18 protein-coding genes are annotated in these 15605 nt (G+C 33.0%); 12 read left to right on the forward strand and 6 right to left on the reverse strand.

Annotated elements, in window-relative coordinates; genetic code table 11:
* Positions 1 to 159: 159 nt before the first annotated feature.
* Complete coding sequence (locus CVS97_RS09055; RefSeq protein WP_107785837.1) at positions 160 to 1125, forward strand: replication initiation protein; 966 nt, start codon at positions 160 to 162, stop codon at positions 1123 to 1125.
* A 50-nt stretch (positions 1126 to 1175) separates the two neighbouring features.
* Here CVS97_RS09055 and CVS97_RS09060 read toward each other — a convergent pair whose 3' ends face one another.
* Positions 1176 to 1865, reverse strand: a complete 690-nt coding sequence (locus tag CVS97_RS09060) for a helix-turn-helix domain-containing protein (protein ID WP_159070915.1) — start codon at positions 1863 to 1865, stop codon at positions 1176 to 1178.
* Positions 1866 to 2281: 416 nt separating this feature from the next.
* Here CVS97_RS09060 and CVS97_RS09065 point away from each other — a divergent pair, with 416 nt between their 5' ends.
* The 8 genes from CVS97_RS09065 to CVS97_RS09100 all read left to right on the forward strand — a co-directional run bounded on the left by CVS97_RS09065 (position 2282) and on the right by CVS97_RS09100 (position 9577).
* Complete coding sequence (locus tag CVS97_RS09065) at positions 2282 to 3298, forward strand: hypothetical protein (RefSeq protein ID WP_103596381.1); 1017 nt, start codon at positions 2282 to 2284, stop codon at positions 3296 to 3298.
* 97 nt (positions 3299 to 3395) lie between these two features.
* A complete protein-coding gene (locus CVS97_RS09070; protein WP_107785838.1) occupies positions 3396 to 5150 on the forward strand; it encodes a response regulator in 1755 nt (584 codons plus the stop codon).
* Between the two features lie 103 nt (positions 5151 to 5253).
* Complete coding sequence (locus tag CVS97_RS09075) at positions 5254 to 5817, forward strand: spore coat protein CotH (protein WP_087579356.1); 564 nt, start codon at positions 5254 to 5256, stop codon at positions 5815 to 5817.
* Positions 5817 to 6104 carry a hypothetical protein gene (locus tag CVS97_RS09080; protein ID WP_012000895.1) on the forward strand — a complete coding sequence of 96 codons (288 nt, stop codon included), beginning with the start codon at positions 5817 to 5819 and terminating at the stop codon, positions 6102 to 6104. The genes CVS97_RS09075 and CVS97_RS09080 overlap by 1 nt, the downstream gene beginning before the upstream one ends.
* A 25-nt stretch (positions 6105 to 6129) precedes the next feature.
* Positions 6130 to 6687 carry a hypothetical protein gene (locus CVS97_RS09085; RefSeq protein ID WP_087583789.1) on the forward strand — a complete coding sequence of 186 codons (558 nt, stop codon included), beginning with the start codon at positions 6130 to 6132 and terminating at the stop codon, positions 6685 to 6687.
* Positions 6688 to 6740: 53 nt separating this feature from the next.
* Positions 6741 to 7940, forward strand: coding sequence for a Cj0814 family flagellar-dependent secreted protein (locus tag CVS97_RS09090; protein ID WP_107785839.1), 1200 nt, complete (start codon positions 6741 to 6743; stop codon positions 7938 to 7940).
* A gap of 263 nt (positions 7941 to 8203) precedes the next feature.
* Positions 8204 to 8704, forward strand: a complete 501-nt coding sequence (locus CVS97_RS09095) for a hypothetical protein (RefSeq protein WP_009295442.1) — start codon at positions 8204 to 8206, stop codon at positions 8702 to 8704.
* A gap of 60 nt (positions 8705 to 8764) precedes the next feature.
* Positions 8765 to 9577: a cell surface protein gene (locus tag CVS97_RS09100; RefSeq protein ID WP_107785840.1), complete on the forward strand. Its 813-nt coding sequence runs from the start codon at positions 8765 to 8767 to the stop codon at positions 9575 to 9577.
* Positions 9578 to 9587: 10 nt separating this feature from the next.
* Here the strand turns inward: CVS97_RS09100 and CVS97_RS09105 are convergent, their stop codons facing one another.
* From CVS97_RS09105 to CVS97_RS09125, 5 genes are all read right to left on the reverse strand, one after another.
* The gene (locus CVS97_RS09105) at positions 9588 to 10181 is read right to left on the reverse strand and encodes a C39 family peptidase (RefSeq protein WP_107785841.1); all 594 of its coding nucleotides are present in this window, start codon (positions 10179 to 10181) and stop codon (positions 9588 to 9590) included.
* A complete protein-coding gene (locus tag CVS97_RS09110; protein WP_009295423.1) occupies positions 10166 to 11020 on the reverse strand; it encodes a hypothetical protein in 855 nt (284 codons plus the stop codon). The genes CVS97_RS09105 and CVS97_RS09110 overlap by 16 nt, the downstream gene beginning before the upstream one ends.
* Before the next feature lie 10 nt (positions 11021 to 11030).
* Entirely contained in the window at positions 11031 to 11837 is an 807-nt protein-coding gene (locus tag CVS97_RS09490) for a hypothetical protein (protein ID WP_234401448.1), read from the reverse strand.
* Between the two features lie 7 nt (positions 11838 to 11844).
* The gene (locus tag CVS97_RS09120; protein ID WP_009295425.1) at positions 11845 to 12480 is read right to left on the reverse strand and encodes a hypothetical protein; all 636 of its coding nucleotides are present in this window, start codon (positions 12478 to 12480) and stop codon (positions 11845 to 11847) included.
* Positions 12481 to 12665: 185 nt separating this feature from the next.
* Positions 12666 to 12923 (reverse strand): hypothetical protein, encoded by a 258-nt coding sequence (locus CVS97_RS09125; protein ID WP_012000893.1) that lies wholly within the window; start codon positions 12921 to 12923, stop codon positions 12666 to 12668.
* Positions 12924 to 13133: 210 nt separating this feature from the next.
* Here CVS97_RS09125 and CVS97_RS09130 point away from each other — a divergent pair, with 210 nt between their 5' ends.
* From CVS97_RS09130 to CVS97_RS09140, 3 genes are read left to right on the forward strand one after another with little or no spacing between them, the layout of a single operon-like run.
* The gene (locus tag CVS97_RS09130) at positions 13134 to 13316 is read left to right on the forward strand and encodes a hypothetical protein (RefSeq protein ID WP_009295427.1); all 183 of its coding nucleotides are present in this window, start codon (positions 13134 to 13136) and stop codon (positions 13314 to 13316) included.
* Entirely contained in the window at positions 13303 to 13620 is a 318-nt protein-coding gene (locus CVS97_RS09135) for a plasmid mobilization protein (RefSeq protein WP_035170240.1), read from the forward strand. Before CVS97_RS09130 ends, CVS97_RS09135 begins: the two co-directional genes overlap by 14 nt.
* Positions 13610 to 15433, forward strand: a complete 1824-nt coding sequence (locus CVS97_RS09140) for a relaxase/mobilization nuclease domain-containing protein (RefSeq protein WP_107785842.1) — start codon at positions 13610 to 13612, stop codon at positions 15431 to 15433. The genes CVS97_RS09135 and CVS97_RS09140 overlap by 11 nt, the downstream gene beginning before the upstream one ends.
* Positions 15434 to 15605 lie beyond the last annotated feature (172 nt).

The raw sequence follows: 15605 nt of genomic DNA on the forward strand, positions 1-15605 counted from the left end.
GCTCTTTGTAAGTAATTATCCTTTCTTTGCAAGAGAATTATCCGCTCTTTGTAAGTAATTATCCTTTCTTTGCAAGAGAATTATCCTATATATTATTATAAAGTATAATTAAAGACATTAATAGTATAATTTTATTCTTAAACCACAAAAAAGAGCGTTATGAAAAATCGCAATATAATCGTTCATAGTGATAAAATAACAAAGGGTAGAAGTAAGCTTAATCTCTCTGAAATGAAGGTTTTTTTGGCCACTATTACTACGATCGATGCCAAAAATGACGATGAATTTAAAGAAATTACACTTGATAGGCAAGATTTTTGTGAAGATACTAATTTAGATTTTAGAACTGTAAAATCGGTTTGTAGAACACTTTTGAAGCAGGTCTATGAGATAGAAACCGAAAAGGTCTGGGAAGCATACCCTATTTATCAAGTTTTTAAATACGACAAGGATACAGGAGAAATCAAATTTAAATTTAATGACTATATGCGCCCATATTTATTAAAAATAGTTGAAAGTTTTACAAAATACCAAATTAAAAATATTATCAATATGACTTCTAAATATTCAATAAGGATATATCAAATTCTAAAAGATCTGAGAAATATAACAAGGCAAAAAGAATTTGAATTAGAAGAGTTTTGCGATTGGCTAGAAGTCCCAAAAAACAAAAGGCGTTGGGGAAATTTACAGTTTGATATTTTAGAGTTGGCCAAAAAGGAAATAAATGAACTGACCGACATTAAAATACTAGGCATATATCCTGAACGCAAAAAAGGAAAAAAAGTCTTATCGTTTAGTATAAAATTTATCACCTCTGAGGAATTAGACAACCTAAAACAGCTTGGTGGAGATGAAAGCTATTTAACTAATGCTGGACTAAGAGAGATCGAGATTTTTGATAGAAAGCTAGTTAGCTTTAACGATAAATATGTGATGATTGATAGCAATATAAGGAGAATTCTATCTACAAGCTCCGATGAAGGAAAAATTAGGGTTCTTTTTTCAAAAACAGGAACAGATATAAATTTCTTTTGGTTTAATGCAATTAAAGACCTTGAAATAGCTGTTAAAAATGCAGAGACTATAAAAGATACAGAACCTACACTTTTTGATATTAATTAATCTATAACTATGTTATATATGTTAATACAATATATAACATATATAACATATTATCTAAAAATACTTGTATCTATATTAAATCTAGCTTTGACAACTCCAATAATATTTAACTGAATTTGTTCTTGTGGCTCAATGATGATATCTTGATAAAAGCTATTTAGTGATGTTAGTTTAATTATCTTTTGTATTGGATCAAATAAATATTTTTTTACATATAAACTATCTTCCAAGATGGCAATTACAATATCTCCATTTTTTACAGTTTCATTTCTATCTACTAAAATCATATCATTATCTTTTATAAAAGGCTCCATGCTATCACCCATAGCTCTTATAACGTCATATTCTCTTACAGGAACCTGCAATATTTCTTTTAAAAATTGTGCGCTTATGGGTATTTTTTTGGCTATTGTGTCATCGTTATATGATCCATATCCAGCACTTGCTCTAACATTATCATAAAAATTAAGATAGATTGTTTTAGTTTCGATATCTCTTGCAAGCCTACTTATGTTGTATCCTACCATCGAGCTTTTGGTATTTAAATTAAAGTAGTTAAGTGGAAGACCGAAACGTGCAGTTATTGCGTGTAGTATAATCTCTCTAGGTTCAATGTCGCCATATTCATAACTTTGTAATGCTCCATACGAGACACCAATGGCTCTAGCAAATTCTTTTTGACTCATACCTTGGCTTTTTCTTAACTCTCTTATTTTATCACCTATTTTTTGAGTAATCATAAATATACACCTATTTTTTGAGTTAATATCTTGACTAATACACATTATTGGAGTATAATGTCAATAACAATTTAGGTATTATATCTTAAAAATACATAAATATCAAGTTTCTTATGTATTTGGCATGTGTTTTATCTAGATTGGAACATAAAAAATAAGGAGGACAGCATGTAAAATATTTAATATAAATTGGATATTAAAAACACACTGTCAGATAATTAAAGCGATCCAATTATAGTGTGCTGCAAATTAATATTCAATTAAAATCATTCATATCTTACTCATTGTTTTTAGGAGGAAAAAATGAAAAAGATAGTTTTTCTTGTTTTAGTTGTGCTGAACATAATTGGTTGTAGCACCTTAATAAGTGTTGGAGATAATAACTACAACACACATACTATAAAAAAGGATTTAAAATGAAAATTTTTACAATATTAAGAAATATTTCAGTAATGGTGGCTTTAAGCTCTCAGGCTTTTGGATATGTGGCTATGCCAGGAGAACCAAACATAAATAATGCAAGAGATGCACTTGTGCCAATTTCAAGTGGTAGTTCTAGACTTTTTACAATCTTGGTTAATAAAAGCCAAAATGATCCAACTCTAGATTTTGAAAATGCTTCTAAACTAGCAGATGATGATTATTTATGTATAAGTGGTGATAAAAAAGTTAAATGCAATGCTTTAACATATTATGAGACTACTTTATGGTCATCGAATAGTGTAGCCGCCAAGATAGAGCTTAATAGTAATATTCTTGAAAATCTAAAAAAAGATAATAAGAAAATTGTTTTTTTAAATAGGATTAATCATGGACGAGCTGGAGATCCCTTAAGAAATGATAAGCCATTTATGAAAGTGTATATTGATAAAAATGGTTATTTAAATGCTGAGTTTACAAGATTGACTGGTGGACTTAGCCAAGCAAGAACAAGTGAACCAATTCCAACAGATGAACCAGTATATATTCAAGCCAATGAAATGGGTGAAGTATATGAAGTTGGTTGGAAAGGGTTAGTCAGCAATAAAACTTCTTTCGGTAAAAATGGCCATCAAGTATCGCCTATAGATAGTGATCAAAATGCAAATCCAAAACCTTGGGTTGAGCTAGGATTAGACAGCAATGAACAAGATGATCTAGATATGAATGATGTTTATAACGGTGCAAAAGTACATAGCCTTTTAAACGTTAAAGACTACTTTTGGAGTTATAAGGTTGATATGTTTTCTTATATAAATAAAAATACTACAACCATGCCAGTTCATCAAAATAATACGCAATTGAACCTGGATATGAATCTAGTTTATAAGATATTAAACGATCTAAGGAATCCTGATCAGAATGACTCTAACCTGAATTTTAAAAACGATACATTACGTGTTTATAGCGTTCCTGGTACAGGAATTGTTGCTGATATCAGAGAAAAACAGTAATTCTTACAGCGAGAGCCATTTTGGCTCTCCAGCTCCCATACTACTAAACATTTTTTATATTTGCCGATATAAGCTATATATTTTAAAAGGATTTAAAATGAATGTATCACCAAATTTAGAGCCCATAAATATAAATTTACCCAAAGATATGATCTATTCAAGGGTCCTTCTTGGCGTAGATAGAGTGCAAACTTTAGACAACACAAATTTAAAGTCTGAGCTTAAAGACATCGCTACTAAGCTTATCTCAAATAGCACTTACTCTATCATCCAAAGCGCCAGCACCAGTGGTGTGAAATCAGACTACTCTAAAACAGATATTGGGCTAAATCAAGCTTTTTCTTATAGAGATATCCAGAGAAGAAACTGGAGCAAAGAAGACTTTGAGAACAAGTATCTCTTTGGCGAAGATGCCTCAGCACTAAGGAAAGTGGATCAAACTAGCACCTATTTTTCATCTATAAATTCAAAAACTCCCATTAAGCCCATCGCGGCAGCAGATACTAAATTTACAAATTTAAATGACTACGCCTATGAAAAAACGATAAAAACTTCACGAGGTGACGTAGAGGTCTTTTTGGATCTTTATGACGATAATGACAAACTAGGCATAGGCAAGCTAGACGCAAATGGATTTTTATTTAACTTTGATAGCAACAAGGATGGAGTGATAAATTCTGGCGATAAATACTTTGATAAGCTAAAAGTTAGAGGCTACGACAAAGACGGTAATGAGAAAATTTTTAAACTAAGCGAAGTTACGAGCGAGATAAACCTGAACGACTTTATCAAAAAGGATATTAGAAATTTAAGCTACGAGGCTATGGACTTTGCTAGCAAAAATACGGTTGATTATAGAGTTAGTTTAAACAACTCAAACCCTTATACTCTATTTTCAGCCGAGTATCGCTACCAAAAGATAGGCAAAGAAGAGACTAATAAATTTTTCAAAGACCATGCAGACCAAGACGGCTGGGTAGATCTTAGGGATAATAAGATATTTAACGAAGAGAGTGGCTTAAACAATTTTGCCTATGAGAAAGTTGGCTTTGACGGCAAGAAAAAGCTTAGTGAGTTTAACCCTATCATAAAACCTGCTGGATCTAAACAAGACGAGAGTTTTTCATACGCAGGCTATCAAAAAGATAGCTTTATGAAATTTTATAACGACTACCAAAAAGAGTCTAGCGCTCACAGTAAAGATGTAGAGTGGATAAGCAAAAATTTAAAAGAGCAAGATGTAGAAGACGCAGATGATCTCATCTCAAAGCTAAAAACCACAAAGTCATCTTATATGATCGCTATGGAGAGTGAGTTTGAAAAAGCAACTGGGCTTGAGTTTAGCCTAGAAAATTTAGAAAGAGTAAAGCATGCTTTTGAGAGTGATACGAGTAAGGCAGCAGCTGCTCTAAAGGACACGGACAGCGTAATAGCTATGAAGCTAAACAAAAATGGCACAATCACGCTTAAATTTGATAGTGGAAGAGAGCTAGAGGTAAAAGAAATTTATAGCGACACTGGTAAGCTAATAAGCAAAGATGACAAAGATAGTAAAAGAGCAAGTATAAATTTAGATGCTAAGAGCATGAATGATATAGAGTTAAATAGACTTGACTTTAAGGATATAGGCATAAAGCAAGATGAGAAGATATCTAGCCTAAAAGAGCTTGGAGCAAAGCTCGTTAAAAACCTCTCTGATAAATTTACAAATAAATTCCTAATCGGACTTGAAAACGGCAAAAGCATCACCACTAAAGAAATTTACAACATTACCTACCTTGAAAACGACCTCAAATTTAAAGAACTATCTAGTAAAGATAGGCTTTATAAAAAGGTAGATACGAGAGTGTGAAAGCATAAGATAACCGTTTTATTTATAGTATATGTTTTGTATTATATTAACATAATTATCATATAATATGTTATTAACATACTATATGATAAAAAGGATTAATATGAATTTAGCAGTTTTACAACTAAAGGGTGGGGTTGGAAAGACGCCGCTTAGTTTTAGTTTGGCAAAAGATCTTGGACTAAAATGGCAAAGCAATGATGACTCTGTAGTGCCACAGTTTTACAAAGATGGCAAAATATTAGATAAGTGCATTTTTGAACCAAATACTATGTATGACTTTGGAGGATTTGCCTCGGCTGGAGTGCTAGAGATACTAAAACATTGTAGTATTGTTATTGTTCCCATTACTTCTAACCCAAATTCCATTAAAAGAGCAGCAAGCACCATATCACAGATCAAACCTCTTGGCTGCAAAACACTAGGTCTTATAACAGATGTCTCTTCTCAAAAAGAGCTAGAAGAAACAGTAGCAATGATAAAAGCTGCTAACATAGCTTGCACAAAATTTCTTATTTTAAAAAGCTCTAAAATATTTGAAAATGCTATGACAACTGGACTAAGTTTTTTAGAGCTATACAATGAAAGCAATCTCTCAAAAAGACAATATCAGTCATTTATAGATATGTATCAAAAAGTCGTTAATTACATAAAGGATAATAAATAATGGCAAAATTGAATTTAGATCTTACAGAGATAGAGCTAAACGAACTAAGCACGGCAAGCTTTCAAGAACAAGACGAAAAGCAAGAAACTAAAAAAACTGGCGGCAGACCAAAAAGTGCCAATCCTGCCGACAAAAGAACGACAATGTTTTTGTCTAGTGAAGAGCTGGATTTTTTAGACGAAATGGGACATATAACCAGAACAAATAGAACCCAATATCTAAGATCGATCATCAGAGAAAAAATGGAAGATTTTAAAAGTAAAAAAGCAATAAATATGCTAAAATAAAACAATTTTTTAACAAGGAGTTTAAATGGAAAAGCTATTTAAAGTTGCACTAGCTAGTGCTTTAATGTTAAGTGGTGCCTTTGCAAATGATTTGCTTTCTAAAGCTACAAATGGGGCCGCAGATAATAATTCAGTTGGTGTGAAAACACTAAATAGCTTGGATCTAGAGCAAGTTAATGGTGGGTATAGCATAAAAATTCATAATCTTTCAAAAACACAAAATTTTTCTCAAGCCGTAGCACTTGTTAATTTTTCTCCATATGAACGAGACAACAAGGTATCTTGTGGGCTTAACATGCCAGATGGTTGTTCTGGTGGATACTATGCTAAAAGTAATTTTCAAGAAGTTATGAATCAAGTTAATTATAGCAATGATGAATACTTAGGTGTTGTAGCAACAAAGGTGAATAAGCCTTATGGCTTTGGTAGCATTCCACAATATTCTTACTCTGTTGCAGCCTTTAAAAATGTAAATGGCCAACTTATGAGACTAAAAACCATAACAAACAAACCATATATAGCAAACGAACTAATAAATTCAAAAGCTGTTAGAAATCAACTAACTATGAGCCTTGGCTTTTAATTGAGATTGCAACCCTAGTTTTAACTAGGGTTTTATTTAAGAAGGATTTGAAAATGTTAAATGGACTTAACAACAACACATATACACAAAGCTATAAAACAAGCATAAATTCTAAGCAAGCGGCAAGTCTTAGCACAGCCACCAACCAAACGAGCTCTTTAGTTTTAGGCTACAAGGTAGATAAGGATGGCTACTTTACAGATGAGTTTAATAAACAAGCTGGCATACCAAGTGATTATAAAATTCACTCAAGCACGCTGGAGTCGTTAGTAAGGATAGAGACGCAGTCTGACTATATGAAAAGGACTTTTGATAGCATCGACATACTAAAAACCGTAAATAATGCCTACAAAATCCTCTCCCAAATAGTTGGCGAAGACACGCTAAATTCAAAAGATAGCTTTAGCTTAGATGAGATAAGAAATTTCCCTCAAGGCTTTTCTTATAACCGCCAAAGTATGCAAGTAACCAAGATCCATAACTCCATTCATGAATTTGGCTCGGCTGCGGCTGATTTTAACGGCAAAGAGTCAAATAAGCAGATGATAAGCACGCTTTTTTTCAACCCAAGCTTTAAAGGAGGAGACGGCAGACAGCCACTAAAGCCAACAACAGATATCTTTAACAACAACAATGGCGGCAAGGAGAGTGTGGGAAGTGGTGTATTTATGGATCCGCATGGAGAGAAATACACTAATAAAGATGGCTCAATAACTAAAGGCGGACTTATAGCAGCCGTTATAAACAACAACCTTGATGTAAGAGAGGGCGAGACAACAGCACAAGGCAAAAGAGAAGGCTATGATAAGAGCATAGATAGTAAAGAATTTAATAGAGCTTTTGAGCTGTTTGAACTTATGGGCGAGATGAAATTTGGACCTGGCTTTATAAATGCTACTGATAATGACATAGCTGGCATGCCTAAATATATGCAAGACTACATCAGATCTAAAAGAGACTTTGTCTATATCGACTTAGAAAGTGGCTTTGTGAGCACTCCTGAAGATAGACGTAGGGGATATGAAGAAGACGAACTATCATTTAAAAAGATGATGGAGCATAATCTAAAAATGCTAAAGCTACTCTTTGGTGAGATAGACAAAGATGGTAAAAAGAGCAAGGACTTTATGGATAGCTTTTTGAAATTTAGCATGCCACCTTTAAATTTAGTAAAAGAGCTAAATGAAAACCCAGCTGGAAAATACCTAGTAGATATGCTTGGTATAAAAAGAGATGTTGATATAAAGGCATAGTAGTAGAAATTAGTTATCTTTTTTAAGTTTTCTCTATTTAAAAACAAATTTTTGCCGATTTCTTAAGTGATTTTTCTACTTTAAGCAATAGAAAGCTTAAGATGATCGTTTTGTATATGTAGAGATGCGGCAAAATAGGCGTTTGTTAAAAGTTGTATTGAAAAGTAAGATTTTCATAGGTAGGTTTTAAAAGATAATAATTGATATCAATTAAAACTAAATTAGTGCTATAATTCATATAAAACTTTTTACAGGAGGAAGTTATGTTTAAAGTTCTTAAAATAGCCATACTTGGCGGAATTTTAGTTGCAGGTGCTAATGCTGAAGATTTTCTGGCAAAGGTTACAGCTGGTGCTTTGAGTGACATCTCTAGTAATGTTAAAAAACTAGATGCCACCGATATGAATGAGGTTAAAGGAGGCTTGGAATTTAAAGGACCTTGGCAATTTTCATATAATGAATCTGGGGCATATGCTATCATAGAAAATGGCAAAGACGGTGACTACATAAAATCACAATATAGACAGGGATTAGGCGCTTATGATATGCCTGGCTATTATCTTGCATACACTGTCAAAAGAGAGATAAAATCTAGTCGTTATGGTAGATATCCTTTATTTACTTACAGCGCTGCGGCTTATAATGAGAAAACTAGAGAATTTCATAAGATTTCTAGTAGTTTTGTCCTAAACAACAATGCAGTTGTAAGACAGCTAAGAGATAATTTTAAAAGGCAAATGGAATCTGACCTAGGTGGTTGGTAAAATTTAAGTAGCCTACAAGTTTAAATTTGTAGGCTCCCATATATTTTCAAAGGAGCTGAAATGATAACTAGCATAAACGGACTTAGCAACACACCGATACAAGAAACCACTATCCAAAAAGGAAATGCAACAGAAAATATAGCCAAAAAAGGCAAGCAAGACAAAAACGCTACCGAAGAAAAATTTGATTACTCAAAGTATATGTTTAGACCCTGGACTGATAATGTAAAAGAATTTATTGATATAGACCAAAGTAAAGAGGGCTGGATAACAGATACTATAAATCGAATAGATAATATGCTGTCTGATTACCCCATGAAAGAAAGAAGAGCTTTAGCATCAAAATATCCTCCAGAAACTATGGAAGAATTTAGAATTGGAGAGTTACAAAGCTATATGGATTGGCTACTTACAAACTCTGTTGATGGCAAGCCAACAATAAATGGCTTTATGATTGGTCTTGGCACAGCAGAAGAGGAGGCAGAACTAGAAGCTTTTGTAAAATCATTTCCAGAAGGCACTATGATGAGTAATGATGGTGCTGCTTTGTTTGTTAGAGCTGATCTAAGTATAGAAGAGTTTAAAAAGCTTTATAAAGAAGACGTAGAAAAAACTACAAAAGAACATAAAGAATTTCTGGCCAAACTACACAAAGAAGAACAAGAATATAATGCAAATTTTGCCAAAGAGCAAAGTGAGAAGAAATTTAAACCTATGCAGGTTAAGAAGAAGTATGAGACCTATGATATAAACAAGGATCAGAAATTTCTCTTTGCAAGAGAGCTTTTAAAATTTAAAGAAAAAAGAGGTATAGACGTCTTAGAGCTTATGCAAAAGATAGATAAGAAGCAAATTTTAAATAAGATGGCTTAATGGATAAAAACTAGAGTTTATCAAATAGTGCTTTATTGTCTATAGGTAAGTCTAGTTTATATTCTCTATGTATATCGTTCTTTGGACCAAGGATTAAGACATAGCCCCCTTGCTTATGTTTATCCCATATATTATAAAACTGATCCTTTGAGCTTATATATTTGCCGTAGCTTGGATCAAGGATAGTTATAAAATCGCCTTCATGATTTATCACAACCACAAAATGGGGAAAACGAGGATCATCCTCTATCTTTACCAGGACTGGCAAGTTTATCTTTTCAAAAGTAGCACGATCAAGCTGATAACCCTCAGAGTCATAGGATAGCTTAGCAGCAGCTTGCTTTAACTGCAAAAAACTCACCATATCGGTATTTAGTTTTTTATCGCCTTTATCCATCTGCTCTAGCACGTCTTTTTCTGTTAGAATTTTAAAATCAAGCGTATTAATGAGTGTTGCTAATGATGCTGCACCACAAGACTCTTCATAGTTTTGCCTAATTACATCTTGATTTCTTAGCTCCTCGTATGATCTAACAGCAAAACCAGCATAAAGTGGCAAAGATGCCACCGCTGCACAAAAAAGTAGTTTTAGAATTTTTGCCAAATGCTAATACCAAATATGCTATCAGGTGCTGCACTAGAGCCACCCATACTAGCAGATATAGAAATAGAAGTGTCATTACTAAAACTATAAGTAGATCCTACACTATACGTTGGGATAGATCTAAGATTTGTAGTTTTTCTATCATTTATTTTATTTGCTGTTTGAAATCTCTGCTCGATGCCAAGATCAAGTGTGATCTTTGGGCTTAAAACAATAGACAAATCTCCACCAAAGAACACAGTATTGCCATAGTTTAGCTTCGCAAAGTCGAATTTTCTATCTGCGTTGTAGCCAAATCCAGTATATATGCTATAAATTACTGGATCAGAATATCCTTTTAGGCTGCCTTTTATTGAATAAGACTTAAAGCTAAAATTTTTACTCTGTCTAAGCGCACTCTCTCTTTGATAAAGTGCTGTCTGAAGAGTAAGCATAGGCACTAGCTCACCAATTCTATCTCCTCTATAATTTAAGCCTAGCCATACAGAATCAAACTGAGTTTTGCTCTCACTTTTTGGCTCAAGAGTAAAATAATCCATATACTCACTTCTCTTGTAACTTCCACTAAAAGACGTTAAAACATCTAATTTTGAAGTAAGAGCATACATAAGCGTCTGGGTAAGGGTTAGCTGTTTTGTGTCATCCCAAACAACTGGATCACCATTTATTACAAGATTTGGAGTGCTTGTGTATACGTTAGGATTGCCGCTGCTAAGCAAAGACAAATTTGTAACACTTCTTAATCCAACCTGCTGTTTATAAAGGCTATCTATCGTGATAGGATCTGATGCTAATGCAAGAGTAGTGAGTAGTGAAGCTAGAAGTAATGATTGTTTCAAATTTAGTCCTTTATGCGATTTTATCTACTTTTGTCTTTGCAATTTTTTCTAAAATCTCAAATATATTTTTGCCATTATCAAATTCAGTTTTTATAAATTTATAAAATTCTTTAAATTTTTCATCGGCTTGTATATCATAAGTTTTAGATTTTTTGGTTATTTGTATGGGTTTAAATTTTTTTTCTTTTATCTCGTCTTTATCCCTTTGAATTTCAATCTCGTTCACAACATTCATTGTTTCTTTTGCAAGATCTTCATCAAGCTCTACCCCAAATCGCTTCTCAAGAGCAAATTTGGCCCATTTGCCCTTAAACTCATCAATACTCATATCACTATCAAGCAATTCAGCTGTTTTACTTCCGCCGTAAGATATAAAAGAAAGGATATTTTTATTAGCAAATTGATCTATAAAATCATCAACACTAAGTTTTTCACTATTTAATGTATCTTTTTTAAATATCCCTTTTGGTTCAAATGCTGGGTTTTTCTCAAGTCCCAATACTCCACTATCATCTATAAATTTTTTAAGCTCCCTTATATCTTCTTTTGAGATAGTATTATCATACCCCATAAGTTTACCAATAATGCTTACTTTTGCTTCTTTACCATTTGTAAAACCCGTAAGTGGATAAGCATTTCTATCATACACCTTTGCTCTATTTGCATCATCAAGCTTTAAATAATCAGATGCCTTCAATTCACCTACTTTATCATTATAAATCTCATTAATGTTTTGAAATTTAAATCCCATCGCTCTAGCGATATTTTCATTGGAAAGATCAAAAAGAGGTGACGACAGATTAGAAATTTGCATCATAAATATCCTAGTAAATTTTTAATCCGCCAAGTTGTTTTTCTAAATTCAATTGCGTATGATCTCTAAGTTCTTTTACTATTGGATTTTCTAAATTTGCACTTGAGCTTATCGGATGTATGGTTGCATCTTTTAAATTATATGCTGCTGTTTGATACGTAAAATATGTATATTTTTTTCCAAGATTTGAAACACCTATATTTCTTTTAACAATAAAAGCTAAAAGAAATCCTTCTGATAATTTATACTCACCTAGCGCTTGAGCATATTGAAGTAATCTCATTTTATTTTTTTCATAGTGACTAAAAGTTGCATCATTCTCATAACACTTATTTTCATTATATCCACATAGCCCTCTTGTAGCATCAGGATACAAATAAAGTAGTTTCTTGCTTTCCTCATCTCTATAAGCACCTAATTCAAAAGCATCATTTGGTATTGCTATTGTAATACCTATATTCAAACGTTCAATTACATCTGAATACACTAAGTATCCACCCTTAACATTTTTCATTTCATTATTGTTTAGGGTTTTTACGTCACCTTGACTAATAGCTCCATTTGTAGCTAAGTCTAATAGATCTTTTGCGTTTGAGCTGGTAAGCAGTAAAACACTTAATAGTGTGGTTTTAAAAAGACTTCTCATTTTAATTCCTTTAATAATTTGGATTTTTGTAAGTTAATATCGACTTTTTAACAATTTTATTTATATCTTTATCCATCAAATGCTTTAAAATTTAAAAAAAATCTGGTGTCTTTTTGCCACTCTTATGCCAAAAATAAGCAACTACGAAGCTTACAAGCAATACCAATGGCACTACTAAACTAATATCATTCATTATTTAATTCCTTATCTAGTTCATCAATCTTTTGCGTCAGGTCACTAAATTTTAATAAATTCATCCCAACTCCAAATCCGAACACAAAAATCAAAATCAGTGAAATTATAACCAAAAAATCAACATTATTATAATGAGAAGATATAAAAGCCCAACATCCAGCTATCCCAGCAGAAAATACTAAAAGTTTGCTTTTTACTATATCAATCTTTTTGGATAATAACTCAATCTTTAATTTTATCTTTTCCAAAAATTTTCCTTTTTGTGTGAGATTATACCATAGTCTAAATATTATTTGCAATCTATTCTAGTTATGCTATAATGCTTCATAATAAAATGCTGGGCGAGCATACCCCTTGTATATACAAAATCCTGACGGTTTTGTATATACTGCGGGTGCTCGTAAGGGGGCAAATCCCCCTTAACCCCCTTTGTAAAGAGCTGTTTAGGAGTAGTAAAAATGAGTAGATTTCAGTATCTTAATCTTGCTATATTTTTTGGATTAGGATTCTTTTTGTATGGATTTATTTTTGCGAAGTATCACTACAAATTTACGATTTTTTTTGGGTTTTTAGGTCTATTTTGGGGTGGCTTAGTGGCATTTCTTATTCTAATGGCATGGAATGATGATGAAAGAGAATAAAACAATAACCAAAATTTTAAGATTAACACCTAGCGAAAATGAAAAAATTCAAGACAAGCTTGATAAATTAGGTGGGGTTACATTTTCAAAATTTGCTATAAATTCGATGCTTTCGCGACCACTTACAAAGACACCAATTACTAAAGAACTAATCTTGGAGCTATCGAGACAAGGAAGTAACCTAAATCAGATAGCGAGGAGTTTAAATCAAAACAAGAGTCTTGATCGAGTGGCGCTCTCATTAATAAATCAATCACTGGAGCGCCTAAATGAACTATATGAGATATTGAGCGATGATAGTTAAATTTTTACCAACTAGAGACGGCGGCGGACTTGGCAGCGTAAATTATTTGCTCAATGAACGACAAGAACAAGGTACAGCACGAGTCTTAAAAGGCAATGAAGCACAGACTAGAGCTATTATAAGTCAAATTCACTACAAGCAAAAAACAACCTTTGGAGTGTTGTCGTTTGCAGAAAAAGCCAGTGACATAAGCAATGAAACAAAGCAAGAGATTATAAAAGACTTTGAACGACATCTACTCGGTGATTATATGAAAGATCGAGTAAATATTCTTTGGGTAGAGCATAGCGATAAAGATGGACGACTAGAGCTAAATTTTTTAATCCCTAAAATTGATCTAGTGAGTGGTAAAAGTTTTAACCCATACTATGATAAGCGTGATCGCACAAATATTAATTTATGGAAAAGAACTATCAACGATGAATATAATTTCATCAGCCCAGACGATCCAAAAAATCAGTATAACCAAAACCGTCACAAAGCTACGATAGAGCAGCACAACACAATTATAGAATTAGACAATCAATTAAAAGATCTTGTATCACAAGGATTAATAATAAATCGCACGCATCTAATAGAGCTTTTAAGCTCTAGTGGCTACGAAGTTACAAGGCAGCCAAAAAGTGGAATAAGTATCAAAATACCAAATCAAAAAAAACCATTTAGACTAAAAGGAGGCATCTACAGTGCAGAATTCACAGACCTTAAAGGACTTAGCGAACTCGGCGAAAGCCAATCAAGACGAATTCAACAATACGCTAATAGAGATACACAAGCAGAGTGTATCGCAAATAGAGCAAGACTTGAAAAATTCATATCGACACGAGATAAACGAAATCAAAAACGATATAAAGAACAGACTATCTCCGACAATATCGCAAATAGCGAACATAAGAAGCGAGATAATACAGCAAGTTACTCCAAGCTTAACGGAAAAAATATTCAATGGCTTGGTGTTATCAATCGCAATGATATCTCTATGCCTAGGATTTTTAGCGTGTTTCTGGCTCAATCGGACAGAAATACAATATTATCAATCAGAGAACGAGAGATTAAGAGAAGAGAACAAAGTGCTAAACGAGTGGCAAATTCCAGTGAATTATCGAACAGAACAAGCCAACAAAACAACTGGCAAAGCAGAGAGGTATCTAGTGTTGCCACCACAAACACTATCACAGATGAAGGACGGAACTCAATATTTACAACTGAATTATGGAGGTCTGTAAATGACGGCGTTAGAGACGGAATTATTGAACGAGGTAGAGAGATTGCAAGACGAAAATATAGAGCTGCAAGGAGCTTACGAGAATTTGCGCAAAGCGAGAACGTCTCTATATTACAGCGACTTAGCAGAGAAATACAAACAAGAGCTAGAGAATATATTATTAACACACAAGAACGAACTAGACAACTTAGACAAAGAGCAGAGCGAGATAGGGAATATCAAAATCGAATTAAATCAGCTCTTAGAGAATGGCAAGAACGAATATTTAATAGCGGAATATCACAAATTAGAGAACGATTACAAAGCTTTGCAAAACAATTATATCTTATTAGAAACAGAGTTATTGACAATCAAAGAGACACTAAACAAAAGCTTGGAGGATATGGAGAAGTTGTTTCAGGAAGCATACAACGAATTAACAACCAATATGGCGGAAAATTTAGAGAAAGCCTGGAAAAGCAAACTGCAGCAGCTATTACCACTTGTGGATATGAAATTGAACGAGAGCTAAAAAAGCCTGAAAGGCAAAGGATGGTAGAGCTAAAAAGATCAAAGGAGAGATCTCGCCATATTCAAATGGGTTTTTAGTTTTTCTTAAGATAGCTTTTGAATTTGATATAAAAATAAATTTGAAGAATTTGTAGGCTAAATTTATACCCTAAAATAGGGGCTTAGAATGCAATAATTATCCGCTCTTTGTAAGTAATTATCCTTTCTTTGCAAGAGAATTATCCGCTCTTTGTAAGTAATTATCCTTTCT

Origin of the sequence: Campylobacter concisus (assembly GCF_003049735.1) — a bacterium.
GTDB classification, from domain to species: Bacteria; Campylobacterota; Campylobacteria; order Campylobacterales; family Campylobacteraceae; genus Campylobacter_A; species Campylobacter_A concisus_AN.

Excerpts from the sequence above, each read along its gene's own strand:
- CVS97_RS09490 (WP_234401448.1), bottom strand. The coding sequence starts at position 11,837 with ATGATGCAAATTTCTAATCTGTCGTCACCTCTTTTTGATCTTTCCAAT.
- CVS97_RS09060 (WP_159070915.1), bottom strand. The coding sequence starts at position 1,865 with ATGATTACTCAAAAAATAGGTGATAAAATAAGAGAGTTAAGAAAAAGC.
- CVS97_RS09075 (WP_087579356.1), top strand. The coding sequence starts at position 5,254 with ATGAATTTAGCAGTTTTACAACTAAAGGGTGGGGTTGGAAAGACGCCG.
- CVS97_RS09065 (WP_103596381.1), top strand. The coding sequence starts at position 2,282 with ATGAAAATTTTTACAATATTAAGAAATATTTCAGTAATGGTGGCTTTA.
- CVS97_RS09095 (WP_009295442.1), top strand. The coding sequence starts at position 8,204 with ATGTTTAAAGTTCTTAAAATAGCCATACTTGGCGGAATTTTAGTTGCA.
- CVS97_RS09100 (WP_107785840.1), top strand. The coding sequence starts at position 8,765 with ATGATAACTAGCATAAACGGACTTAGCAACACACCGATACAAGAAACC.
- CVS97_RS09120 (WP_009295425.1), bottom strand. The coding sequence starts at position 12,480 with ATGAGAAGTCTTTTTAAAACCACACTATTAAGTGTTTTACTGCTTACC.
- CVS97_RS09090 (WP_107785839.1), top strand. The coding sequence starts at position 6,741 with ATGTTAAATGGACTTAACAACAACACATATACACAAAGCTATAAAACA.
- CVS97_RS09135 (WP_035170240.1), top strand. The coding sequence starts at position 13,303 with ATGAAAGAGAATAAAACAATAACCAAAATTTTAAGATTAACACCTAGC.
- CVS97_RS09140 (WP_107785842.1), top strand. The coding sequence starts at position 13,610 with ATGATAGTTAAATTTTTACCAACTAGAGACGGCGGCGGACTTGGCAGC.
- CVS97_RS09080 (WP_012000895.1), top strand. The coding sequence starts at position 5,817 with ATGGCAAAATTGAATTTAGATCTTACAGAGATAGAGCTAAACGAACTA.
- CVS97_RS09055 (WP_107785837.1), top strand. The coding sequence starts at position 160 with ATGAAAAATCGCAATATAATCGTTCATAGTGATAAAATAACAAAGGGT.
- CVS97_RS09130 (WP_009295427.1), top strand. The coding sequence starts at position 13,134 with ATGAGTAGATTTCAGTATCTTAATCTTGCTATATTTTTTGGATTAGGA.
- CVS97_RS09070 (WP_107785838.1), top strand. The coding sequence starts at position 3,396 with ATGAATGTATCACCAAATTTAGAGCCCATAAATATAAATTTACCCAAA.
- CVS97_RS09085 (WP_087583789.1), top strand. The coding sequence starts at position 6,130 with ATGGAAAAGCTATTTAAAGTTGCACTAGCTAGTGCTTTAATGTTAAGT.